Annotated in this window: 21 protein-coding genes; 13 read left to right on the top strand and 8 right to left on the bottom strand. The window is 63.6% G+C overall.

Annotation, left to right across the window (positions count from 1 at the left end; all coding sequences use genetic code 11):
- Window positions 1–11: 11 nt before the first annotated feature.
- Window positions 12–515 carry a universal stress protein gene (locus tag OOZ51_RS17585; RefSeq protein WP_265981066.1) on the bottom strand — a complete coding sequence of 168 codons (504 nt, stop codon included), beginning with the start codon at window positions 513–515 and terminating at the stop codon, window positions 12–14.
- 196 nt (window positions 516–711) lie between these two features.
- Here OOZ51_RS17585 and OOZ51_RS17580 point away from each other — a divergent pair, with 196 nt between their 5' ends.
- Entirely contained in the window at window positions 712–1,398 is a 687-nt protein-coding gene (locus OOZ51_RS17580; protein ID WP_265981065.1) for a response regulator, read from the top strand.
- A 16-nt stretch (window positions 1,399–1,414) separates the two neighbouring features.
- Here OOZ51_RS17580 and OOZ51_RS17575 read toward each other — a convergent pair whose 3' ends face one another.
- On the bottom strand, window positions 1,415–3,133 hold the full coding sequence (locus tag OOZ51_RS17575; protein WP_265981064.1) for a GAF domain-containing sensor histidine kinase: 1,719 nt from the start codon (window positions 3,131–3,133) through the stop codon (window positions 1,415–1,417).
- A gap of 168 nt (window positions 3,134–3,301) precedes the next feature.
- Here OOZ51_RS17575 and OOZ51_RS17570 point away from each other — a divergent pair, with 168 nt between their 5' ends.
- The 4 genes from OOZ51_RS17570 (at window position 3,302) to OOZ51_RS17555 (ending at window position 7,340) form a co-directional block, all read left to right on the top strand.
- Window positions 3,302–3,772 (top strand): pyridoxamine 5'-phosphate oxidase family protein, encoded by a 471-nt coding sequence (locus OOZ51_RS17570; protein ID WP_265981063.1) that lies wholly within the window; start codon window positions 3,302–3,304, stop codon window positions 3,770–3,772.
- A 64-nt stretch (window positions 3,773–3,836) separates the two neighbouring features.
- A complete protein-coding gene (locus tag OOZ51_RS17565; protein ID WP_265981062.1) occupies window positions 3,837–4,301 on the top strand; it encodes a pyridoxamine 5'-phosphate oxidase family protein in 465 nt (154 codons plus the stop codon).
- Window positions 4,302–4,354: 53 nt separating this feature from the next.
- Window positions 4,355–5,422, top strand: coding sequence for a zinc-dependent alcohol dehydrogenase family protein (locus tag OOZ51_RS17560; protein WP_265981061.1), 1,068 nt, complete (start codon window positions 4,355–4,357; stop codon window positions 5,420–5,422).
- A gap of 55 nt (window positions 5,423–5,477) precedes the next feature.
- Window positions 5,478–7,340, top strand: coding sequence for a heavy metal translocating P-type ATPase (locus tag OOZ51_RS17555; RefSeq protein ID WP_265981060.1), 1,863 nt, complete (start codon window positions 5,478–5,480; stop codon window positions 7,338–7,340).
- Between the two features lie 2 nt (window positions 7,341–7,342).
- On the opposite strand, the gene OOZ51_RS17550 is transcribed toward OOZ51_RS17555, so the two are convergent.
- The 3 genes from OOZ51_RS17550 to OOZ51_RS17540 are packed head-to-tail and all read right to left on the bottom strand — an operon-like array spanning window position 7,343 to window position 8,727.
- Window positions 7,343–7,606 carry a type II toxin-antitoxin system RelE family toxin gene (locus OOZ51_RS17550; protein ID WP_265981059.1) on the bottom strand — a complete coding sequence of 88 codons (264 nt, stop codon included), beginning with the start codon at window positions 7,604–7,606 and terminating at the stop codon, window positions 7,343–7,345.
- Window positions 7,603–7,884 (bottom strand): type II toxin-antitoxin system Phd/YefM family antitoxin, encoded by a 282-nt coding sequence (locus tag OOZ51_RS17545; protein WP_265981058.1) that lies wholly within the window; start codon window positions 7,882–7,884, stop codon window positions 7,603–7,605. Before OOZ51_RS17545 ends, OOZ51_RS17550 begins: the two co-directional genes overlap by 4 nt.
- A gap of 36 nt (window positions 7,885–7,920) precedes the next feature.
- Entirely contained in the window at window positions 7,921–8,727 is an 807-nt protein-coding gene (locus OOZ51_RS17540; RefSeq protein ID WP_265981057.1) for a universal stress protein, read from the bottom strand.
- A gap of 175 nt (window positions 8,728–8,902) precedes the next feature.
- Between OOZ51_RS17540 and OOZ51_RS17535 the strand changes: the two genes are divergently transcribed.
- Window positions 8,903–10,072, top strand: coding sequence for an acetate/propionate family kinase (locus OOZ51_RS17535; RefSeq protein ID WP_265981056.1), 1,170 nt, complete (start codon window positions 8,903–8,905; stop codon window positions 10,070–10,072).
- On the opposite strand, the gene mgtA is transcribed toward OOZ51_RS17535, so the two are convergent.
- A complete protein-coding gene (gene mgtA / locus OOZ51_RS17530) occupies window positions 10,066–12,753 on the bottom strand; it encodes a magnesium-translocating P-type ATPase (protein ID WP_265981055.1) in 2,688 nt (895 codons plus the stop codon). The two genes, OOZ51_RS17535 and mgtA, sit on opposite strands and share 7 nt — an antisense overlap.
- 274 nt (window positions 12,754–13,027) lie before the next feature.
- Between mgtA and OOZ51_RS17525 the strand changes: the two genes are divergently transcribed.
- Together OOZ51_RS17525 and OOZ51_RS17520 are read left to right on the top strand one after the other, a co-directional pair.
- Window positions 13,028–15,454: a phosphoketolase family protein gene (locus tag OOZ51_RS17525; RefSeq protein ID WP_265981054.1), complete on the top strand. Its 2,427-nt coding sequence runs from the start codon at window positions 13,028–13,030 to the stop codon at window positions 15,452–15,454.
- Window positions 15,455–15,496: 42 nt separating this feature from the next.
- Entirely contained in the window at window positions 15,497–17,932 is a 2,436-nt protein-coding gene (locus OOZ51_RS17520; protein WP_265981053.1) for an HAD-IC family P-type ATPase, read from the top strand.
- Window positions 17,933–17,956: 24 nt separating this feature from the next.
- Here the strand turns inward: OOZ51_RS17520 and OOZ51_RS17515 are convergent, their stop codons facing one another.
- Window positions 17,957–18,208 (bottom strand): SHOCT domain-containing protein, encoded by a 252-nt coding sequence (locus OOZ51_RS17515; protein ID WP_265981052.1) that lies wholly within the window; start codon window positions 18,206–18,208, stop codon window positions 17,957–17,959.
- A 211-nt stretch (window positions 18,209–18,419) separates the two neighbouring features.
- On the opposite strand from OOZ51_RS17515, the gene OOZ51_RS17510 reads away from it, so the two are divergent.
- Together OOZ51_RS17510 and OOZ51_RS17505 are read left to right on the top strand one after the other, a co-directional pair.
- On the top strand, window positions 18,420–18,863 hold the full coding sequence (locus tag OOZ51_RS17510; RefSeq protein ID WP_265981051.1) for a pyridoxamine 5'-phosphate oxidase family protein: 444 nt from the start codon (window positions 18,420–18,422) through the stop codon (window positions 18,861–18,863).
- Between the two features lie 63 nt (window positions 18,864–18,926).
- Window positions 18,927–19,805: a universal stress protein gene (locus OOZ51_RS17505; RefSeq protein ID WP_265981050.1), complete on the top strand. Its 879-nt coding sequence runs from the start codon at window positions 18,927–18,929 to the stop codon at window positions 19,803–19,805.
- Window positions 19,806–19,817: 12 nt separating this feature from the next.
- Here the strand turns inward: OOZ51_RS17505 and OOZ51_RS17500 are convergent, their stop codons facing one another.
- Window positions 19,818–20,261, bottom strand: a complete 444-nt coding sequence (locus tag OOZ51_RS17500; protein ID WP_265981049.1) for a pyridoxamine 5'-phosphate oxidase family protein — start codon at window positions 20,259–20,261, stop codon at window positions 19,818–19,820.
- A 164-nt stretch (window positions 20,262–20,425) separates the two neighbouring features.
- On the opposite strand from OOZ51_RS17500, the gene OOZ51_RS17495 reads away from it, so the two are divergent.
- The 3 genes from OOZ51_RS17495 to OOZ51_RS17485 are packed head-to-tail and all read left to right on the top strand — an operon-like array spanning window position 20,426 to window position 22,247.
- Window positions 20,426–20,593, top strand: a complete 168-nt coding sequence (locus OOZ51_RS17495) for a hypothetical protein (RefSeq protein WP_265981048.1) — start codon at window positions 20,426–20,428, stop codon at window positions 20,591–20,593.
- On the top strand, window positions 20,590–21,297 hold the full coding sequence (locus OOZ51_RS17490; protein ID WP_265981047.1) for a cytochrome b N-terminal domain-containing protein: 708 nt from the start codon (window positions 20,590–20,592) through the stop codon (window positions 21,295–21,297). The genes OOZ51_RS17495 and OOZ51_RS17490 overlap by 4 nt, the downstream gene beginning before the upstream one ends.
- Entirely contained in the window at window positions 21,294–22,247 is a 954-nt protein-coding gene (locus OOZ51_RS17485; protein WP_265981046.1) for a hypothetical protein, read from the top strand. The genes OOZ51_RS17490 and OOZ51_RS17485 overlap by 4 nt, the downstream gene beginning before the upstream one ends.
- Window positions 22,248–22,256 lie beyond the last annotated feature (9 nt).

Here is a 22,256-nt window from a genome sequence, read left to right as displayed (position 1 = left end):
GATCGTGCTCCTTAATGGGTTGATTCTTTCTGGATGACCGCCCTGGCAGTACCGGGACGGGGCTCGGAATGCTCGTTTGCGTCAGGCTCGTGGACAACGAGAACGGGGCAATGCGCGTGGGCTACGCAGGCCGCGCTGACCGAACCAAGCAGCAGGCCGCTGAAGCCGCCGTGTCCGCGCCGTCCGACGACCAACAATGAGGCGAATCTGCTGGCGTCAATGAGCGACTGCCGGGCGGCGCCGAGGACGAGCCTGGTCCGGACGTTCTTCGGCGGTTCCGGGCCGAACGCCTTTGTCACGGCTTCATGAAGGATTTCGGATGTCTGGTGACTGAATCCGTCCTTCCCCATCATTTCGTAGGCCTCGTGTCCCGCCGGGAAGTCCCAGCAGGCCCAGGCCTCGACCTTTGCTCCCAGCGCCGATGCCAGGCGCTGGGCTTGGCGCAGGGCCTCGATGGAGGCATCGGAGCCGTCAACACCAACGATGATCTTTTCCTGCCGGGTACCCTTGGCCATGGCCCTTCCTTTCCGGTTCCTGCTGTTTCTCTAAGAATGGGCAGAAAGTGGCGCCGTCAAACAGGGCCGAAAGTCATGGCATCAGCCTGGGTACTTTGGCCCTTGTTTGCCGTTGGATGGCAGTGAACAATGACATAGCCGGGCAACCACGACGGGCCCGTGCGACCCAGGCCACAGGCTGCCGGACAGGAGGATCATGGAACGCCCCACACCACCGCTACACGGCACCGGTTCCTCCGGTGAAGAACCAATCCGTGTCTATGTCCTTGACGACCATGAGCTTGTCCGCCGGGGACTGCAGGAACTGCTGGAAAGCGAAGGCTTTGTGGTGGTGGGCATGTCCGGTTCGGCCGAGGAGGCCGCCCGGCGCATTCCGGCGTTGCGCCCGGACGTCTCGGTGCTGGATGCCAGGTTGCCCGACGGCACCGGCATCGAAGTGTGCCGGGAGGTGCGCTCCGTTGACCCCACCCTGAATTGCTTGATTCTGACCAGTTACGACGACGAACAGGCCCTTCGTGGAGCCGTTCTTGCGGGTGCGGCAGGGTACGTCTTGAAGGAAATCGGAGGCACTGACCTGCTCGGGGCGCTCCGCCGGGCTGCGCGAGGCGAGTCATTGTTTGATGCGGCCGTGAAGGCGAAGATCATCCAGGGCCTCACGGAACCTCAGCGCGTGGATCCCAGGGTCGCCTCATTGACGCCCCAGGAGCGGCGGGTCCTGGATTTGGTGGGCCAGGGTCTGACGAATCGGCAGATCGGGGAACAGATGGTGCTCGCCGAAAAGACCGTGAAGAACTACGTCTCCTCGATGTTGGCGAAATTGGGATTCGAACGGCGCACGCAGGCTGCCGTGTATATCGCCCACGGACCAGAAGCGGAAACCTGAACCGTCCATCGACCGTTCAGTGGATGGGGGCCTTCCACACCAGGGTGGTCCCTTTCCCGGGCGTTCCGGTGATCTCGAATGAACCGCCCAATTCCAAAGCCCGTTGTTCCATGTTCACCAGGCCATTCCCGTGGACGGGATCCCTGAAGCCCTTGCCGTCGTCTTCGATGATCAAGGTCAGCAGGCCATCTTCCACGGACACTGAAACGCTGATTGCCTGTGCCTCGGCATGGCGGACCGCGTTGCTGAGGCCCTCGGAGGTGACTGCCAAGGCGTTGGTAACGGTCCCGTCGTCGGGCACTGAATCGACCGCCCCGTTGAGTGTCAGGTGCGGGGCAAACGGCAGGGACCTGGTGGCATTGCGGACTGTCTGCAGTATGCGGCTGCTCAGCAGCTCCTGCTCGCCGGAGCTGGCACGCAGGGAATAGATCGTGTTTCGAAGGTCCCTGATGGTCTCATCCAGTTCCGCCGTGACCGCATCGATCCGGGCCAGAGCAGGTTCGCCTGTTGTAAACCGCCGCAGGCTCTGGATGCTGAGCCCCGCAGCGAAAAGGCGCTGGATCACGACGTCGTGCAGGTCCCGGGCGATGCGATCCCGGTCCGAGAAGACCACCAATTGTTCACGGAGCCGGTGAATTCGGTCCAGCTCCAGGCCCAAGGCAACATGGGAACCGAAGACGGCACCCATCTCCACATCCGTCTTCGCGAAAGGTCCTGTTCCAGGGGTCCGAACCAGAAGCAGGAGTCCATGGTGGGCGCCCTGAGCGCTGAGATCGATCGCCAGAAGCTTTCCCAGGGACAAGCCGTCAGCCGGTCCGAGGACGTCACCGGCCTCGTCCAGGCAGGCGGGCGCCCCGGTGGCGGCGACTGTCCTGATCGCGGCGGAATCCATCGGCAGGATGCTCCCCGTGAATTTTGCGCTGTCCGCTCCCGCGGCACCTGCGATGCGGTACGAACCCGCGCCCGCGTCCGGAACCAGGATCAGGGCCAGCTGGGATCCCGATTCCTGAAGCGCCCTCTCCGCAATCAGGTCCAGGGCGGCCTTGTCAGGCTCCGCCGACCGATCATCACCCAGCATCCGGCCCGTCACATCCATGCATGCTTCAAGCCAGGAGCCGCGGCGGCGGGCGTCCTCATAGAGGCGGGCGTTCTCAATGGCCACCCCGGCAGCTGCGGCCAACGCGACGGCGAGGTCCTCATCTTCGGGAGTGAAATCGCCGCCGCCCTCTTTTTCGGTGAGGTACAGATTGCCGAAGACGACGTCACGGACCCGCACCGGGACACCAAGAAAAGACCTCATCGGTGGATGGTTTTCGGGGAATCCGTAAGACTTCGGATGTTGGCGCAAATCATGAAGGCGAAGCGGAGCGGGTTCGCTGATCAGCAGACCGAGGACACCGTGTCCGGTCGGCAGCGGGCCGATGCGGCGTGCAAGGTCTTCGTCAATGCCGACCGTGACGAAGTGGCTCAGCGACCTGTTTTCCCCGATGACACCCAGCGCGCCGTAGCGGGCGTGCAGCAGCCGGCAGGCGGAATTGACGACCCGGTCCAAAACGGCTTCAAGGCTCAAGTCTTCGGCGACCGCGACAACGGCTTCCAGAAGTCCCCGCATTTGTTCCTGGGCGTCCAGGAGTTCTCCGGCCCTGGCCAGAAAGTCCCTGAGCAGGTCCTCGATTCGGGTCCCCGTGACGTGAAGGCGATCAACCTGCACAGGTTCTGGAATGGAGCCGTTCATCTACTGCCTTTCGAGCGGTACCGCCCACACAGGCCAAGTAACCCGTGTTGTGGCAGGTGGCGTATCCGATGCCAGACTACCCCCGAGTCCTGTGTTCCTCCAGACGCCTGCCAGGCGGAGGTCTTTGTGCCCTGTTCCCCCATCACGCTCCGGCGTAGCCTCTGCGACATGACGAACAAACCATCAACCCCGGAGCCAGAGGTCCTGCAACCTCAACAATGCTGGGAACTGTTGCGCGGCGTATCGGTGGGACGACTCGCCGTCTGGGTGGAAGACCACCCCGACATCTTCCCGATCAACTACAAGGTCGACCACGGAACCCTCGTCTTCCGGACCGGGGAAGGAACCAAGCTCCACTCGGCCCTGGGCGAAACACCCGTTGCGCTGGAGGCCGACGGCGTCAACCCGGACACCGGGGTGGCGTGGAGTGTGGTCGTGAAAGGGCAGGCTGTTGCCATTAAGCTCACCCAGGAGGTCCTCGACACAGTCGGGCTCCTTCTCTTCCCGTGGCAAGCGGGCCGCAAAGACCACTTCATCCGTATTGTCCCAACGTCGGTCAGCGGGCGCCGCTTCACCGTCACCCCTCCCCTGACGTGGTGGAGTCCCCTGGACGACGCCACCCGCGCCGGCCTCGAATGATGGGGCTTCCCGGCGGGTCTAAAGCCCCTAACGACGGCGGACACCCGCCGGTAGCGTCAGGGGCATGAACCCTCAATCAGCGGACCCGGTTGAAAGACTCACCCCTGACGAATGCTTTGACCTGCTTGGCCAAACCACCGTTGGCAGGCTGGCCGTGATCGTCGAGAACCATCCGGACATTTTCCCCGTGAACTACGTCGTAGACCACGGATCCATCATCTTCCGGACAGGTATCGGCACGAAATTCTGGAGCTCAACGCGTGACGCTTGCGCGCTGGAAATCGATGGCTTCGATGCTGGCTCCGGGAAGGCCTGGAGCGTGGTCGTCCGCGGCCAGGCGCACCTCATCGTCGACCCGCAGGAAAAGGCAGCCGCCGACGCCCTGCACTTGGATCCTTGGCAGCCGGGCAGCAAGAGCCACTATCTGCGTCTGACCTTGGATGCTGTCACGGGTCGACGTTTCAAGGCCACCCGGCCCGATATTTGGAACACTCCGGTGTGGGATGCCCGCTCCGAGCTGTTCCACTGACTTTGCTGTCGGAGTCGCCGACGGTACTGCTTGCCCTTCTTGGATGGAGCATTATGAAAGCACTCGTCTATGGTGGACCCGGACAAAAGTCCTGGACCGACGTTCCGGACCCCCACATCATCAACCCCACCGACGCCATCGTCCGCATCGATACCACCACGATCTGCGGAACGGACCTCCACATCCTCAAAGGCGACGTTCCGGCCGTCCAGGAGGGACGGGTTCTCGGGCATGAGGGCGTGGGAACCGTGACCGAAGTGGGTTCCTCCGTCACAGGGCTCAGGACCGGAGACCGCGTCCTCATCTCCTGCATCAAGTCCTGCGGGCACTGCGGCAACTGCAAGAAGGGGCTTTACTCGCACTGCTCAGGGGAGGAGGGCCAAGCCGGAACCGGCTGGATATTCGGCCATCTCATTGACGGCACGCAAGCCGAGTACGTGCGCGTCCCTTACGCGGATAACTCGCTCTACAAATTGCCCCACGGGGTCACCGACGACCAGGCCGTCATGCTCTCCGACATTCTGCCCACGGCGTTCGAAATCGGAGTCCAGGCCGGTCGCATCAAGCCAGGTGACGTCGTCGCCGTCGTTGGTGCCGGCCCCATCGGCCTGGCCGCGATAGCCACATCAGGCCTCCATGGCGCCGCCACAATCATCGCCATCGACCCGGACGAAGGCCGCCTTACCCGGGCCCGGGAGTTCGGCGCAACAGGGGTCGTGAACCCCTCCAACCCGGCTTGGATCAGCGACGTCATGTCCTACACCGACGGCGCAGGGGTGGATGTCGCCATCGAGGCAGTCGGAATCCCGGACACCTTCGACATGGCCTTGCGGCTCGTCCGCCCCGGCGGGAATGTGGCCAACATCGGCGTCCACGGAAAATCCGTTGAACTGCGCCTCCAGGATCTTTGGATCCGCAACATCAACATCAGCATGGGCCTGGTCAACACCAACACGACCCCGATGCTGCTCCGACTCGTGGCCCAGCACAAGATCCCCGCCGAGAAATTCGCGACCCACCACTTCACCCTGGCGCAGATCATCGATGCCTACGACACCTTCTCCAGGGCAGCTGAAACACACGCCCTGAAGGTCATCCTCAGCCGGGAGTCCCACAATTAGGCCAACACCGGCTGAAGCTCCTTCCCTGAAGAGGCAACCAAGAGCGGCGGTTCCGATGGCCACAATCCGGCGTTTTCCGCTTGTAGCCGCCACGCTGCTCGCAGGAGCGTGCGTTGGGGTACTGCTGAGCCTCGGACAGCCGGCCGCGGCCCAGGCAACAGCGACTATCTATGCCCTGGCCGCGGCCGGGTACCGTACCGTGTCCATGCTCCGGGATCTCTTTCAAGGACGCTGGGGCATCGACTTGCTGGCCGTAACGGCGATTGTCAGCACGCTCCTGGTCGGCGAATACATTGCTTCCCTCATCATCGTGCTCATGCTCACTGGAGGAGACGCCCTCGAGGAATTTGCCCACGGCCGGGCTACGCACGAGCTGAAAGCCCTCCTTGAGCGGGCTCCCCGGACCGCACACCGCGAGACCGGGGGCAACCCTGTGGAAGAAGTACCCGTGGGGAAGATCCGTTCGGGAGACATACTATTGGTCAAACCCTCCGAAATCGTCCCCGTAGACGGTCTCTTGCTCTCCCCCGCCGGGACTTTCGACGAATCCTCCCTGACTGGCGAAAGCCTGCCGGTCGAGCACGACAAGGGCGACACCGTCATGAGTGGATCGGTCAACGGCGAAGAAGCCGTTCGCATGGTTGCGAGCGCAACCGCCGCGGACTCCCAGTACAGCCGGATCGTAGCCCTGGTCCAAGAGGCTGCGGCAAGCCGCGCCCCCACCGTCAGGCTCGCGGACCGATACGCCGTGCCCTTCACGGTGTTTGCGTTCCTCCTGGCCGGAGTCGCTTGGTACCTCAGCCGGGATGCTGAACGATTCGCGCAGGTGCTGGTCGTTGCGACACCGTGTCCCCTGTTGATCGCCGCACCTGTTGCATTCCTTGCCGGCACCAGCCGGGCAGCCCATTCGGGAATTATCATTAAGAATGCCGGCACCCTCGAACAACTCGCCCGCGTCAGGACGGTGGTGTTCGACAAGACCGGGACACTCACGCACGGCCGCCCCGCCCTGCACGGGATACGGGTTTCCCGCACCGCCGCGCAAGGCATTTCCGCCGATCGGATACTCCAACTCGCAGCGTCCGCAGAACAGTCTTCCTCGCATGTGCTGGCAGCCTCCGTGATTGATGCCGCACGATCCCGCGGACTGCGTCTGCTTCCCGTTAGTAGTGCCAACGAGCACGCGACCCAGGGTGTCACGGCTGTCTGCGGGAACCAAACCGTGATGGTGGGCAAAGCTGCCTTTGTTGGCCCAGCCACAAGCGGCTTCGAAAAGGCAGACGTGTCCAGCGGACAACTTGGTATCTACGTCGGCGTGGACAGGCGTTTCGCGGGAACACTGATCATGAGCGACCCTTTGCGGGGAAACGCGGTGGCCACTTTGGCCCAGTTGCGACGACTCGGCGTGCGGGAGACCATGCTCCTGACCGGCGACACGCGTTCCACCGCTTCGCATATCGCGGCCGAAGCCGGGATAACCCGGATCCTGGCCGATTGCCTGCCTGCCGACAAGGTGGCCGCCGTCGCTGAGTTGAACGATCGCCCGGTCATGATGGTCGGTGACGGAGTCAACGATGCGCCTGTCCTCGCCGCGGCCGACATCGGGATAGCCATGGGTGCCAAGGGAGCTACCGCGGCCAGCGAGTCGGCCGACGTCGTGATCATGCTCGATGACCTATCCAAGGTGGCCACTGCCGTGGACATCGGCCGGCACACCATCCATATCGCCCGCACCAGCATCTGGACAGGCATTCTCCTCAGCGTCGGGCTGATGGCCATGGCGGCCTACGGCTTCGTCCCGGCTGTGGCCGGCGCCCTGCTCCAGGAACTCGTGGATCTCGCGACGATCCTGAATGCGCTTCGGGCTTTGGGACAAGGTCGACCAGCATCCTCCCGCAGGGCGGCGGGTCCGCCCTAGCGCTATGCGTCACGGCGATGCGTGATAGAGACGATCTCGATCAGTACGACACCCTCCACGATCCGGTAGATGACGCGGTACTCTCCCCGTCTGGCCGAATACAACGGGAACAGCGGCGCCTGCAGTTGCTTGCCCACACGCTGAGGGTTCTCACTCAGGGCGCCGGTGATGAACTCAAATGCCGCAGCTGCGACCTTCTCTGGCAGGTCATGGGTTAGTGCCCGTTTCGCCGACCTGGAGAATCTGACGTCGTAACGAGGGCTCATGCCTCATGCTTGGTCGTGCGCATGTCCGCCCTGACCTCTTCGATGGTGAAGGTCTCTCCGCCAGCCAGTTCCCTCAGTCCTTTAGCAATATCCTTGACCAGCTTCGCGTCGGACAATACCGCCACCGTTTCGACCATGGCGTCGTAATCATCTGCGCCCAGCAGGACGGCGGCACGAGAACCGTTTCGGGTGATTTCGAATCGTTCGTGGGTGGACGATGCCTGCTCCACGATGCGCGAAAAGTGCGATCGAGCCTCTGCCACTGGAAGCGTTGTCATGTACATAATTCTAGCGCATTGACGCGGATCCGGAGCCTAGCCGGGTAAGGCGGGACGGGTAATCAGCGTCGGGCACAGGACGTTGAGCAGCACGTGCTGAGCCACGGAGCCGACGAGCACACGGGCCCCGCCCCTACCCTTGCAGCCTAAGACCAGCAGCCGCGCTTGGGCACTGGCGCCAAGGAGGGCTGCGGCCGGGGCGCGCTCACGGTCCAGGATCTCGCGTATGACCAAACCCGGGTGACGTTCGGCGAGGCCATCGACCGACGCGGACAGGATCATGTGACCAGTGGCTCCTGGGCCGCTTCCGGCGTGGACAACCAAGAGTTCCTGTCCCATTCGCTGTGCCTCGTCAGCCGCACGTTCGACGGCGAGTTCGGAGTCCCGGGAGCCATCGACACCAACCACCACGCCGGATGACTCATGCGCTAAAAGACCTGGCACAATCGCGACGGCGCAATGGCTGATGACTGCGATCTGAAAACTGACCGAGCCAAATCCTTCGCCGTGGTTGCCGGGGCGCCTGTCGGTTCCCACGACCACCATTTCCGCGTCTGCGGAAAGCTTGCGCATGGTCTCGGCGGGCTCTCCGGAACTCAGAGTCGTCAACACCTCCAGGGAGGGAAACCGTGCGGTGACCCGCGCTGTCTCGCCTTGTAGCAGGTCCTTGGCTTGTGCGGTCGCATCCTTGTGGAGGGCCTTCTCCGGAAACGCCCATGGCTCAGGGACCGCGTGGACCAGGTTGAGCTGAAGACCAAGATCGCTGGCCCGTTCAGCGGCCCAGTCCGCGGCAGCACTGCCGACCACGGACCCATCGACACCAACAAGAATCTTCTTCTTCACGAGCGGCCGTGCCTTCCTGGAACCAGCAGCAATCTCTCCCCAGTTTCGTCGGCTGCCTCGATGGCCTGCAAGGGCCGTAAGACCCTCCCCGCGAATGCAATTGCCGGGTTATGGTCCTTGAGGGGTGTCGCGTCCGATGGCCGGTGCCGAGCGGTCTTCGTGAAAGGACGTCAGTGTGCTGATCCTTGTATTGAATCCAGGTTCCTCATCCTTGAAGTACCAGCTGCGGCGGATCGGACCATCTGAAGCCAGTCCCGGGATCCTGCTGGATCAGGCCATCGACAGCCCGCAAGAGGGCACGCTGGATCCTGGCTTCCTTGGCACCGTTTTCGACGTGATCGACGAGGCCATCCGGGACACTACCGGCGGAACAAGCCCTGACGCAATCGGGCACCGGGTGGTCCACGGCGGAGACCGCTTCAGTTCGCCGAATCGGGTCACTTCGGATGTCATGGGGGCCATTGAGGCACTCGGCGAGTTTGCTCCGCTCCACAACGCGGCCAGCGTGGCGTACATGCGTGCCGCAGCCGTCCGCTGGCCGCGTACGCCCCAGGTAGCCGTTTTCGACACGGCCTTCCACCGCACGATCCCCGACCATGCCTCCCGTTACGCCGTTCCGGAGGAACTTGACACGAAATACGGGATCAGGCGCTACGGCTTCCACGGGATCTCCGTCGAAATCGTTTGCCGCGACACGGGGGCGTTCCTCGGAGTCCCGCCGGGCTCCTTGAACGCAGTGGTTGCGCACCTTGGCAATGGCGCCTCGGTTACCGCTGTACGGGAGGGCTGCAGCGTCGACACGTCCATGGGCATGACCCCTCTGGAGGGGTTGGTCATGGGCACTCGTTCCGGTGATCTTGATCCGTCCGTTGTCACGCTGCTGCAGCGCCGCGGCCTCGGACCGGACGAGATCGATGAGCTCCTCAACCATCGGTCAGGCCTGCTGGGCCTGGCCGGATCAGCCGACATGCGCGCGATCCAGGACGCGGCGCTGCGCGGGGATCCCCGGGCCATCCTCGCATCCGACATGGCCGCTTACCGGCTGGCCAAATATATCGCCGCCTACAACATGGTTGTCGGCGGGGCCGGGGCCTTGGTCTTTACAGGTGGTATCGGTGAGCATTCCGTCCAGTTCAGGTCGCGAGTGATGTCGCTGCTCGGGCCTCTCGGCCTCTACGTCGACGAGGACAGGAACCAGTCCCGGGACACAGGCATCCGCACCATCAGTACCGACGGATCAAGGTTTCCTGTCCTGGTCGTCCCCAGCGACGAGGAACGGGCTATCGCGGAGGAGACAGCCGCCGTCGTTCTTCGCCCGCTAGTACCAACGGCCCGCGGCTACTGACCTTTAAGCCGCCGACGCAATGGACGCCCTGGCACAATCCCGACAACCGGCGCACTGAAGCGGGAGGCGCGGCGGGAGATGTGGTGGGTATCCGGCCGACGGCGGACGGGGGTCGCCACGCCCGGCAGCTGCTGCGCGGCCCGGGCGAAGAACCACTGCTTGGCGAATTCCACCAGCACCATGTAGACAACGATCATTCCCAATACCGCCAAGAAGAACGGCACCGGCAACGGATCGAAACCCAGTACGCCCGCCATTGGTGACAGCGGCAGGAAGATCCCCGCCGCCACCACGCCCAAGGATGCGCTCAACAGGCCAACAGAAGGACGGCTACGCATGAACGGAACACGCCGGGTCCTGATAGCGAAAATGATGAGGGTCTGCGTCGCGATGGACTCGATGAACCAACCCGCCCGGAACTCCCCCGGCACGGCGTCGAAGACGAACAGCATGAGCGCGAAGGTCGCAAAATCGAAGATTGAGCTGATCGGCCCGAAGAGGAACATGAAGCGCCGGATGAAAGCGATGTTCCAATGCGACGGTGCCAGCAGCTGTTCCTTGTCCACGCGGTCGCCCGGGATGGCCAGCTGGCCGCTGTCGTAGAGCAGGTTGTTGAGCAGGATCTGCCCCGGCAGCATGGGCAGGAAGCTCAGCACCACCGACGCCGTGGCGGCGCTGAACATGTTGCCGAAGTTGCTGGACGTTCCCATCAGCACGTACTTGATGGTGTTCGCGAAGATCCTCCGGCCCTCCATCACGCCCTCGGCCAGGACGCCAAGATCCTTTTCCAAAAGCACTATGTCGGCCGCGTCCTTGGCGACGTCGGTGGCGCTGTCCACGGAGATCCCGATGTCCGCTTTGTGAAGGGCCAGTGCGTCGTTGACGCCGTCGCCCATGAAGCCCACCGCCCCGCCGCTTTGGCGGAGCAACGTGATGATGCGTGCCTTCTGTTCGGGCGAGACGCGGGCAAAGATCGTGGCTTCCCGGGCGGTAGCGGCCAACTCGGCATCGGACAGTGCGTCCACGTCCGCGCCGGTGAGGGTCCCGCCGGAAATCACTCCGAGCTCGGAGCATACTTTTTCGGCGACTTTGGCGTTGTCCCCGGTGGCGATTTTCACGGCGATGCCCAGCGCGGCCAGCTGGTCCAGGGACGCTTTCGCGTTTGCCTTGGGCCGGTCGAGGAAAACAAGGAAGCCAGCCAGGACCAAGTCCTCTTCGTCGTCAGGGCTGATCTTGCCCAGCCCCGTGGCTGGGCGGGTGGCCACCGCCACGACGCGCGATCCGGCGTCGAACTGTTCGTCCAGCATGCCCTGCACGCTGGGCGAGGTCGGGCCGCAGAGGGCGAGCACGTCCTCTGGGGCACCCTTGGTGACCAGGCGTGCCGGGCCGCCGGCTTCCCGCACGAGGACGCTGGTGCGGCGACGTTGGTGGTCGAAGTCGATCAGGTCGAGGCGCTCAAAGCGGTCGGGATCGAAGGCGGACGCCCCCGGGCTTTCCCACAGCGCAGCGTCCAGCGGGTTCTGCCCCGCCGTGGATAGTTTGGCCTCGGCGTAATCGGTTTCGGTGGCCAGCAAACCCAAGGTGAGGAGTTCGACGTCGGACACTTCCGGGGAGGCGGGCAGTGCGCGGGTGAAACTGATCCGCCCCTCGGTGAGGGTGCCGGTCTTGTCGGTAACCAGGATGTCCATGTCGCCCAGGTCCTCGATGCAGACCAGTCGCTTGACCAGGACTTTCCGCCGGGCCAGCTGGCGGGTGCCGGTCGCGAGGCTGGTGCTCACGACGGCGGGCAGCAGCTGCGGCGTGATGCCGACGGCGATTGCCAGGGAGAACAGCAGCGACTCGATCAGCGGGCGCTGCAGCAGCAGGTTCGCAATAAAGATCAGCGTGGTGAGCCCGATGGCCACCTGCAAAAGCAGGAACGAGAACCGCTTCAGCCCAAGCTGGAATTCGGTTTGGGGTTGCCGTTCCCCCAGGCCCAGCGCGATCCGGCCGAATTCGGCGCGGCCGCCGGTGGCCACCACCACGCCGGTGCAGCCGCCCGACTGGATCACGGTTCCCATGAAGACGCAGGATGCGAGGTCGCCCAGGGCCGATCCGGACGCCACCGGGGCCGGATCCTTGCCGGCGGGAAGGGACTCTCCCGTCAGGATGCTTTCGTCGCAGAGGAGGTTCTTGGTGCTCAGGAGGCGGATGTCGGCGGGGATGATGGCGCCCAGGCTCAGGTGTACGACGTCGCCCGGCACCAAGGCGGTGACGTTCACATCCTGTGTGGTCCCGTCGCGCAGCACGACGGCGCGGTGGGTGACCCTGGAATGCAAGGCTTCGGAGGCGCGTTCGGCGCGGAATTCGTTGGTGAAGCCCAGGCCCACGCTGACCAAGAGGATCACGCCGATCACGATCGAATTCGTGGCATCGCCCAGGAAGAGGGACAGCCCGGCCGTGATGATCAGCAGGATGAGGATGGGACTGGCGAACTGCCGGCCCAACACCGCCCATCCGTTGGCCCGGTGGGTCCGGACGGCGTTCGGGCCGAGTTCTTCCAGGCGTTCGGAGGCTTCTTTGTTTGTCAGTCCTGCCGGGCTGGAGCCCAGGTGATCCAGTACTTGATCCGGCGGGAGGCACGCGGCCTCGGTGATCGGCAGCTGCGTGGAGTGCCGCTCCTGGACGTTGAGATCTGACATGCCGTATCCGTTCGAATGCGTCGCCTTGGGGAATTGCCCCAGGGATAAGGGTACGGCTTGGGGAGGGGTGGTTGACGAACCACTGCTCGGCGAGAACAACGACGCTAGGTGGAGTTGAGATTGAAGTGCCGCTGCGGCGCAGCCTAGGGCCCTATGGCCCTAACCGCCCGGCCATGCATCTGACACCGTGAAGACCAGCACTGTGAAGACCAGACAGTCCAGGCGCCAGAAACGCGCGCATTCGGCACGCCGTCGACCCCGGAAGAGGCAACACATGGAAACAACAACCGCCGTCCCGGAGGCTGGGGCCGAGGACTTTGAGCTTCTGGACCGGTATTGGTCCGCGGCCAACTACCTCACCGTGGCCCAGATCTACCTCCAGGAAAATCCCCTGTTGCGGGAGCCGTTGCTGCCAAGCCACATTAAGCCCCGGCTTCTGGGGCATTGGGGAACCAGCCCGGGCTTGTCGCTGGTCTATGCCCACTTGAACCGGCTGATCAGACGGACCTCAGCGGAGGTCCTGTTCGTTGCGGGTCCGGGCCATGGTGGTCCCGCCGTCGTCGCCAATGTCTACCTTGAGGGCACCTACTCGGAGGTCTATCCGAAGGTGGGGATGGATGTCCCCGGGCTCCGGCGGCTTGTCCGGCAGTTTTCCACACCGGGCGGGGTATCGAGCCACGTCGGCCCTGCCACTCCTGGGTCAATTCACGAAGGAGGCGAGCTTGGCTACTCCTTGATGCACGCCACTGGTGCGGCCATGGACAACCCCGGGCTGATTGTCGCCTGCGTCATCGGCGACGGCGAAGCCGAGACGGGCCCGTTGGAAGGATCATGGAAGGCGCCATCTTTTCTCAACCCGGCGCGGGACGGTGCCGTGCTGCCGATATTGCATCTGAACGGGCACAAGATCTCCGGCCCAACCGTTCTAGGCCGCAGATCCGACGAGGACGTGGAGGCGCTGCTCAGGGCCCATGGCTGGGATCCGGTGACAGTCTCCGGCGACGATCCCCAGCTTGTCCACCGCTCGCTCGCCGCAGCGATGGACGCGGCGTATGCGAACATCCGCGAACTGCAATCCCAGGCGGTCAGGCATGGTGTGCACGGCCCGGCACGGTGGCCCGCCATCATCTTGCGAACACCTAAAGGGTGGACCGGGCCAGCCATGGTTGACGGGCTCCCCGTCGAAGGAACCTTTCGCTCCCACCAGGTGCCTCTGGCAAACGTTCGCGAGAATCCCGAACACCGGGTGCAGCTTGAGGCCTGGATGCGCTCGTACCGGCCGGAAACCCTCTTCGACAGCGCGGGCCGGCTCGTCCCCGAACTGGCCGGGCTTGCCCCGGAAGGAAACCTCCGCATGGGCGCAACCCCCGCGAGCAGGGGCGGAGCCGGCACTGCCCTGGAAATCCCCGACTTGGAACGGTACGCGGTGCCGCCGGCGCCCCGAGGATCGGTCATCCATGAGACCACCAGGCCCTTGGGTGAACTGCTCCGGGACATCTACATCGCTACGGCCAACAATCCTCGGTTCCGGCTCTTCTGCCCCGACGAAACCAACAGCAACCGGCTCGGCGCTGTCTTCCAGGCAACCGACCGCTGCCTTCTGGAACCCGCCATGGACGGCGATCATGCCCTCCCCGAAGACCAGGTCTCGGCAGGAGGCAGGGTCATGGAAGTCCTCTCCGAACACTTGTGTCAAGGCTGGCTGGAGGGATACCTGCTCACGGGCCGCCATGGCCTCTTCGCCAGTTATGAGGCCTTCGCGATGGTCAGCGCGTCGATGACCATCCAACATGCCAAATGGCTCCAGCACGCCCGCGAGCTTGAATGGCGCGCACCCGTGCCGAGCCTGAACATCCTGTTGACCTCCACCTGCTGGCGCAACGACCACAACGGATTCAGCCACCAGGGGCCTGGACTGATCGACACGGTGTTGTCCCTGTCGGGGACGGTCACCCGCGTCTACCTGCCACCGGACGCGAACACCCTGCTCGTCACCGCCGAACACATCCTTCGCAGCAAGGACTACGTAAATCTGGTAGTCGTAGACAAACAACCGCACCCGCAGTACCTGACCCTGGAGGAGGCAAGGCGTCACGCCGCGGCAGGAGCGTCCATCTGGTCGTGGGCCGGGAACGAGGAACCGACCGGCAAAGAGGAACCGGGCGCCGCCCGGGCCGTGCCCGACGTCGTCATGGCGTGTGCGGGGGACATCCCCACCCAGGAGACGCTGGCCGCAGCCTGGTTGCTGCAAGAGCATCTGCCCGAACTGGCGGTCCGCGTTGTCAACGTCATGGACGCCATGGTCCTCCCGCCCCGCGACGCCCACCCCCACGGCCTGTCCGACGAGAAATTCGAAGAACTGTTCACAGCCGACGGAGAAGTCATCGTGGCCTGGCACGGCTACGCCCGGGCCCTACACCAGCTCCTGCATGGAAGGCCCCGCCCGGAACGGTTCCACGTCCGCGGCTACAACGAACAAGGAACCACCACCACCCCCTTTGACATGGTGGTCCTGAACAAGATGAGCCGCTATCACCTGGTCCTCGAAGCGCTGCGTCGCGTCCATCGGCAAGTCGCGGGCGCGGATGAACTCGTCCACTTCTGCCGCAGGCAACTGGATGCACATGTGCGATATATCCGGGAGCACTTCGAAGACCTCCCGGAAATCCAGGACTGGGTCTGGTCACCGCACCGTCCCTAGCGGCCGGCTGAGAGGAAGTTACCCCCAAGAAGCGCAGAAACTGTGACGCAACAACCAGCCCTGAACCATCCGTGCGTTGACGGGACCAGCTCCCCCGTCGAATTCGGGTTGTCCAGCGCCGAGGTCACGGCCCGCACAGAAGCAGGACTGACCAACAGAGTATCCGGTAGCCCAAGCAGAACCCTGTGGCAGATCCTCCGGGCAAACCTTCTGACGCTTTTCAACGCGATCGTGGGTTGCAGCTTTGGTCTGCTGCTTCTGCTGGGCCAGTGGAAGGATGCACTCTTCGGGCTGGCTGCAGTCGGCAATATCCTCATCGGCGTCGTTCAGGAGTACCGGGCCAAAAGATCGTTGGACCGGCTCGCGATCCTCGACGCTCCGCTCGCCCGGGTTGTCCGCGATGGCGTTCCGCAGGACATTGACGTTCGGGACGTCGTCCGCGACGACGTCCTCCTGCTGGGCATCGGCGACCAAGTGCCCGCAGACGCGGTCATGATCGACGGCGACGGCCTGGAAATTGACGAATCGCTGCTCACTGGCGAATCGAATCCCGTGAGCAAGGGACCGGGATCCGAGGTGCTCTCCGGCTCCAGCGTCTTGGGCGGCCACGGCAGGGCCCGGGTGGTCCGCGTCGGCGCCGGTTCCTTCGCCAGCAAGCTGACCGCCGAGGCCAAACGGTTCTCCATGGTCAACTCCGAGATTCGCAACAGTCTCAAGAGGATCCTGCGTTGGATCACGTGGCTATTGCTCCCCGTGATGGTCCTCGTCATCAACGGACAGATGCAGGCCAGCGGCGGTTGGGAGCAGGCCATCGCAACGGGCAGTTGGAGAACCGGCGCCGTGGGCGCGGTCGCCAGCGTCATCGCCATGATCCCGCTGGGCCTGGTGCTCCTGAGCAGCGTCGCTTTCGCTGTGGGCGGGATCCGGCTGGCCCGTGAGAAAGTCCTGATCCAGGAGTTGGCAGCTGTGGAAGGCCTCGCGCGGGTGGACATGCTCTGTCTGGACAAGACCGGCACCCTCACCGAAGGCCAGCTCGTGTTCGACGCCGTACACGAAGCAGTGCCGTCACTGAACCCTGGCTGGAAGCAGGTTCTGGGCTGGTTCGGAGCCGACCCTCAGGCCAATGCCACTGCCCGATGCCTCGCCGAGGGCTTTCCATCCGGCGACGGCCTGCGCCCAGTCGCGACGGCGCCATTCTCTTCTGCGCGGAAATGGAGCGCCGTCAGCTTCGGCGCGGACCAATTCGTCTCCGGCACGTGGGTGCTGGGCGCTCCGGAGATTGTGCTGCGCGAGGACACCTCAGGCACAGCGCGCGTCCTTGAAGCCTCCGCCCGTCTGGCCTCCTCCGGGCTGCGCACCTTGGTCCTTGCCAACGCTCCCGGGCCGTTGCCCGCACAGGATGCCGCGGAGGATCAACCGCCGGCCGGCTGCGCCCCGATCTGCCTGCTGACCTTCCGGGAGAAGGTGCGCCCGGACGCTTCAAGAATCCTCGGCTATTTCCGGGAGCAGGGCGTGGACGTGCGGATCATCTCCGGCGACGATCCCCGCACCGTCGCCGCTGTGGCCCGCGAGCTCGGACTGGACGCCGAAAACGGGTACGACGCACGGGAACTACCGAAGGATCCGGAGCTGATGCTGGAAGCGCTGGAGAACAACGTGGTGTTCGGACGGGTCACCCCGGAACAGAAGAGGGACATGGTCCTTGCGCTGCAGCGGGGCGGCCATACTGTCGCGATGACCGGGGACGGGGTCAACGACGCACTGGCGCTCAAGGAAGCTGACATCGGTATCGCCATGGACTCGGCCGCGGCCGCCACCAAGGCAGTGTCCCGCCTCGTTCTCCTGGACGGGCGCTTCGACAGGCTCCCCGGCGTGGTCGCGGAGGGCAGGCGCGTCATCGCGAATATTGAACGGGTTTCGGTCCTGTTCCTCAGCAAGACCGCATACGCCATCGCCCTCTCCGTCATCTTCGGGTCGCTTCTGTGGGAATTCCCGTTCCTGCCGCGCCAGCTGTCCGCCACAGACGGCCTCACCATAGGAATCCCGGCATTTTTCCTTGCCCTCATGCCCAATAGCCGCCGCTACGTCCCGGGGTTCCTCAAACGCTCCCTCTCCTTCGCCGTGCCTGCGGGGTTCGTCGTTGCTGCCGCCGTCTTTTCCCTCAACGCTTACGCCACGGCTGCCGGCGGTCACACAAGCAATGCCACCCGCACAGCCTCGGTTCTCACGCTCTCACTCACGGGCCTATGGATACTGGTAGCCATTTCGCGCCCGCTCAACCTGCGACGCGCGGGCATCATCGGGGCGATGTACCTCGGCCTGGTCCTTGTGCTGAGCGTGCCTCTGCTCCAAGACTTCTTCGGCTTGGAATGGCCCCCGAACGATCTTTTCCTGGCGGCGCTTGGCAGCGCGCTCGGAGGAATCCCCGCTATCGAAGCCCTTCACCGGTTCCAGAGACGGCGTAACACGCGGAAGTAGCAATGGACTCCGCGGGAGGCCTGATCACGGCCGGCGCCTTAGGGCGGCGCGGCGCGCGGTGAGCTCCGTTTCGTCGATCTCGCCTCGGGCAAAGCGCTCATTGAGGATACGCTCGGAATCATCATTCGGTGGCCCATAGGGACCCCGTCCGCCCGCGTGGTTCCCACGCAGCAGGAGGATCACCAGGGTGGCAATTCCTCCCCAGAACAGCAACATCATCAGCCCCATGGCGATCCAGCCGCCGATGCCGATGTTTCCAGCCCATCCGTACATCATGGCCAATTTTCCTTTTGGTTTGGATTGCGTGCCTGCGTCCAGTGTCGCTCGTTTCCGGTCCTTCCCACAGGGCATTTAGTCACATCGTCGGGCCTTTCGGCCCTACAGCAGGAGAAGGGCGCTCAATAGGCTGCAGGGAGTTGCACATCTTTCGTACCCGCGATCGTGTGCCCGAACGACGGAACAGAGCTAGACAACCATAGGAGCAGACATGTCACTCCCCAGCATGGACGCAGGCCGCGTTGACGGCGGACTGCACGTCGCGGAAGAACTCAGTCAGGAACAGTGCTGGGATCTCCTGCGCTCAAACGCCACGGGCCGCTTCGGCTTCGTTGAACAAGGCAGAGTCATGATTCTGCCCGTGAATTATCTGGTCGACGGCCAGTCCATCTACTTCCGCACGGCCGGGGATGGATCCATCGCCGGGGCAGTCCCGTCGCTTGAGTCGTCTTTTGAAATCGACGATTCGCGTGCCGATCGGAGCGAGGGTTGGTCGGTGCTGGTCAGCGGGGCCTCGTCCCGTGTTGATGACCAGGATCTGCTGACCAGGCTATGGGGAAAGAGCATGGCAGAGCCGTGGGCCGGCGGAGCACGGAATCTCTTTATCCGGATCCAGGCAAACAGGGTCACCGGACGCCACGTGCATCTGGAGTGAGCCCCATCTGGAGTGAGCCCTGAAGCCATTCCACCTTCAAACATCCTCACGAGTAAGGAGATCATGGACACCGCGGAAGAAATCATCGTTGGATACGACGGATCCGCAGCAGCTGTCCCAGCTGTCCGTTGGGCTGCCCGCCAGGCGGCTCAACGCAACTGCCGACTGCACCTGGTTCACAGCACCCTGTGGCCGGCAATCACCCACGATCTCGGTCCCGTGCCGGGCGTCGAAGGCAGCGGGTTGCGACGCGCGGCCGAGGACATTCTGACCGAGGGCGTTGCACGGGTCCACGATGCGGTTCCTGGATTGGCTGTCAAAACGACGCTGTCCTATGGGTGGCCGGCCGAACACCTCAGGACACTCTCTTCGGGCGCCGCATTGCTGGTCCTCGGAACCAGGGGCGCAGGGGGTTTCATGGGACTGCTGATCGGCTCCGTCAGCTTGGAACTCGCGGCAACAGCCGATTGCCCGGTCGCTGTCATCCGCGGCGGAGAAAACCTGGGCGGTCCTGTTGTCGTCGGCGTCGACGTCGACGATTGGGAGCTACCGCTTCGGCATGCCTGCAACCTGGCCGCGTTGGCCGGGGCAGCCCTTCGCGTGGTGCACGTCCGGAAGAAACACTGGATTCCACGCCCCAACCCTGACGCAGCCGTTTCGACTCAAGACCAAGCAGAACCCCGGGTCCAGGCGCTTCTCGACACCGCGGCTCGGAGCGCCCACGAAACAATTCCGGACCTCGACCTCCAAATAAGATCGCCGATCGGCACGTCTATCCCTGGCTCAATTTTGGCGGAGGCCCAAGATGCCTCCATCATCGTCGTCGGGACCAAAGGACGCGGACTCGTTCGGGGCACCATCGGTTCGGCCGCCCACGCCGTGCTTCATCACGCCAGCTGCCCCGTCCTGGTGGTGCGTCGGCCCAACCCGGAACTCCGGTGAAGCAGATGTTGTTCAGTACAAGTCGCCAGGGGCCAGCTCATCGTTTTCCGGTCCGCGGTGAATGCGCCTCCCGGTGATGGATGTCGGGACGATCTCCACGAAAACCCGCTTCTTGGTCGACGTCAATTGTTGGCGCGGAATCCTTTCGGCCGCTTCGATCTCGGCACCGGACTCCAGTTGCCGTGCCGTGCCTTTGACCACGACGCTCCAGACGGATTGGTTACCGACCCCGTCGGTCTCCAACGCAACTTTGTCATTGATCGTGAGCGCGAACAGCTTCTCCCCGGGATTCGTGCGGAGGAGGATTTTTCCGTCGTGGGCGACGAAGTTGATCGGATAGATCTCGGGTTCGTTGGCGATGCTCAATGCCAACCGCCCCAACGTCGCACCCAAAAGGATATTCCAGCATTCTTCCTCGTTCAGGACTTCCACGGGGTCTGCGGTATCCGGTGACATGGTCGGTCCTTTCGATGGTCGGAATTCCAAGCCATTCCAGCATGCACGCGGCCGGCATCATCCAATAGGGCCCTTTGACCCGTGTCTGTTGGCCAGCAAGCTTGTAGCGTCATTCATAGGAAGGCTTCCCACCCAAGGTTCGCCTTTCACCGAAAGAGGCCGTGATGCTCGGAATAAAACAGGCGGATGCCGGAATGCCGGATACCGGAATCTATTTCCAGTGGGGTGATTTCCTGATCCAGTTCGGCAATCTAGTAGTTATTGCCACGATGGTCGTGCTATTCATTCTCGCCTTGGTGATTCCGTTTCCACACGGAAAGACACGGAAATGACCGCCGACCGCGGTCCGGTTTCGGCTGCCGAGGACGGTGAAGCAAGATTCTCCACTTGGACAGGAAAGACCCGGGGCTGGGCCTTGCGCCGGCTGCCGCCGGACAAGCTGCTTCCCGAAGGCCAGCCGAGTTACGTGTCGTCCTGGATTTACGTCTTTGGCATGGGCGCCGTTGCCGCGTTCGTCTACATCCTTGGTTCCGGCGCCGTACTGGCATTGAACGGACCCACTTGGTTCCACGTCTCCGGACTCGGCCGTTTCATCAACAGCACCCATTTGTGGAGCGTTGAACTGTTCTTCATGTTCATGGTGATCCACCTCTGGGGCAAATTTTGGATGGCTGCGTGGCGGGGCGGGCGCGCGCTGACCTGGATCACCGGGATGCTCGCGTTCGTCGTCTCAATCGTCACCGCCTTTACCGGATACCTGCTTCAAACAAATTTCGACTCGCAGTGGATCGCCTTCCAAGCCAAAGACGCCCTCAACGCCGTCGGTGTGGGGGCATGGTTCAACGTAGCGGACCTGGGGCAGATACTCATGTGGCACATCACACTCCTCCCCTTGGCCGTCGCCGTCGTCGTCGCCCTCCACGTTGTTCTCGTGCGGATGCACGGGGTGGTACCCCCGTTGGAGGCTGCGACATCTGACGCCCAGCTACGCTCAGCGGCACCAATTCCGGCCGTCGACGGCGAGGACATGAAATGACAAAGGCCCCAGTATCAGTCTCGTGGCGCGCAAGAAACGACATCGCCAGCAGGCCATGGCCCGGCACGACGCGCGAATACGACCTGTTCAAGGAACTCGCTGTTGGGCTGGTGGTCGTTGCTCTGCTTGTCCTGGGACTCTCAGCGGTTTTCAGCTCCCCGGACGAGCCGACGGTGACCCTGAAGTCCTGGGCACTGACGGACCCCGCGGACTTCGTCGCAACGGCCACCACGGAACTCGGTGGCACCAGCGGCACGGCAGGGTATGGGCCACCCTACAATTCGACGCCCGACGCTACCCAAAAGCTCGGCCCGATCGACCTGCAGAGTCTTTCCGGCGTAAGGCTTCCGATCGACACGGCCAACGACTTCGTCATCGGCCCGCTCCAAACCCTTCCGACACCCCCGGGGGCAATCGACGAATGGACGAAGGCAAGCGACACTCAACGTGCTTCCTGGACCATGGCGTACGGCGACGCACTCAGCAAAGCCCCGGACAATGACCCTGCGAAGGTTCCGCCCGGCGACTACGGTCCGGTACCGGCCCTCGCCGGAGCCCTTCTGGCGATGGCGCAGCAAGGCACCCTTGATCCGGTGCTGAGCGCAAGAGGTTCGTTTTACAACACCGACTACAAAGCCAGCATCCTGTTCCTCGGCGACGGCGGCTACTTCCACGGCCTCGCCGACGCCCAGCATCTGACGGGAGACCAGTGGGGAATGATGAACGAAACCGGGAACTACCCCGGCCAGTCCTGGCTGTGGCTCTTCTCCGCCCTGTACCAAGTGGAACCGTTCAAGTCATCACCAAACGCGGATGTCCTCGTCGTGTTGTCCATGGTGATCCTGACGCTCCTCCTGACCTTGGTGCCGTTCATCCCCGGACTCAGGTCACTGCCCCGCCGCATACCCGTGCACCGGCTGATCTGGCGGGACTACTACAAGCGCCGCTAGCCTCTCCTG

It is taken from the genome of Arthrobacter rhizophilus, from assembly GCF_026241105.1.
In the GTDB taxonomy this organism is placed as follows: Bacteria; Actinomycetota; Actinomycetes; order Actinomycetales; family Micrococcaceae; genus Arthrobacter.
The sequence above is the reverse complement of the archived record's forward strand: the minus strand, read 5'-3'. Positions and strand labels throughout refer to the sequence as shown.

What these genes read in the sequence shown, in the direction of transcription:
- OOZ51_RS17585 (WP_265981066.1), bottom strand. Translation starts at nt 515, where the DNA reads ATGGCCAAGGGTACCCGGCAGGAAAAGATCATCGTTGGTGTTGACGGC.
- OOZ51_RS17580 (WP_265981065.1), top strand. Translation starts at nt 712, where the DNA reads ATGGAACGCCCCACACCACCGCTACACGGCACCGGTTCCTCCGGTGAA.
- OOZ51_RS17575 (WP_265981064.1), bottom strand. Translation starts at nt 3,133, where the DNA reads ATGAACGGCTCCATTCCAGAACCTGTGCAGGTTGATCGCCTTCACGTC.
- OOZ51_RS17570 (WP_265981063.1), top strand. Translation starts at nt 3,302, where the DNA reads ATGACGAACAAACCATCAACCCCGGAGCCAGAGGTCCTGCAACCTCAA.
- OOZ51_RS17565 (WP_265981062.1), top strand. Translation starts at nt 3,837, where the DNA reads ATGAACCCTCAATCAGCGGACCCGGTTGAAAGACTCACCCCTGACGAA.
- OOZ51_RS17560 (WP_265981061.1), top strand. Translation starts at nt 4,355, where the DNA reads ATGAAAGCACTCGTCTATGGTGGACCCGGACAAAAGTCCTGGACCGAC.
- OOZ51_RS17555 (WP_265981060.1), top strand. Translation starts at nt 5,478, where the DNA reads ATGGCCACAATCCGGCGTTTTCCGCTTGTAGCCGCCACGCTGCTCGCA.
- OOZ51_RS17550 (WP_265981059.1), bottom strand. Translation starts at nt 7,606, where the DNA reads ATGAGCCCTCGTTACGACGTCAGATTCTCCAGGTCGGCGAAACGGGCA.
- OOZ51_RS17545 (WP_265981058.1), bottom strand. Translation starts at nt 7,884, where the DNA reads ATGACAACGCTTCCAGTGGCAGAGGCTCGATCGCACTTTTCGCGCATC.
- mgtA (WP_265981055.1), bottom strand. Translation starts at nt 12,753, where the DNA reads ATGTCAGATCTCAACGTCCAGGAGCGGCACTCCACGCAGCTGCCGATC.
- OOZ51_RS17525 (WP_265981054.1), top strand. Translation starts at nt 13,028, where the DNA reads ATGGAAACAACAACCGCCGTCCCGGAGGCTGGGGCCGAGGACTTTGAG.
- OOZ51_RS17515 (WP_265981052.1), bottom strand. Translation starts at nt 18,208, where the DNA reads ATGATGTACGGATGGGCTGGAAACATCGGCATCGGCGGCTGGATCGCC.
- OOZ51_RS17510 (WP_265981051.1), top strand. Translation starts at nt 18,420, where the DNA reads ATGTCACTCCCCAGCATGGACGCAGGCCGCGTTGACGGCGGACTGCAC.
- OOZ51_RS17505 (WP_265981050.1), top strand. Translation starts at nt 18,927, where the DNA reads ATGGACACCGCGGAAGAAATCATCGTTGGATACGACGGATCCGCAGCA.
- OOZ51_RS17500 (WP_265981049.1), bottom strand. Translation starts at nt 20,261, where the DNA reads ATGTCACCGGATACCGCAGACCCCGTGGAAGTCCTGAACGAGGAAGAA.
- OOZ51_RS17495 (WP_265981048.1), top strand. Translation starts at nt 20,426, where the DNA reads ATGCTCGGAATAAAACAGGCGGATGCCGGAATGCCGGATACCGGAATC.
- OOZ51_RS17490 (WP_265981047.1), top strand. Translation starts at nt 20,590, where the DNA reads ATGACCGCCGACCGCGGTCCGGTTTCGGCTGCCGAGGACGGTGAAGCA.
- OOZ51_RS17485 (WP_265981046.1), top strand. Translation starts at nt 21,294, where the DNA reads ATGACAAAGGCCCCAGTATCAGTCTCGTGGCGCGCAAGAAACGACATC.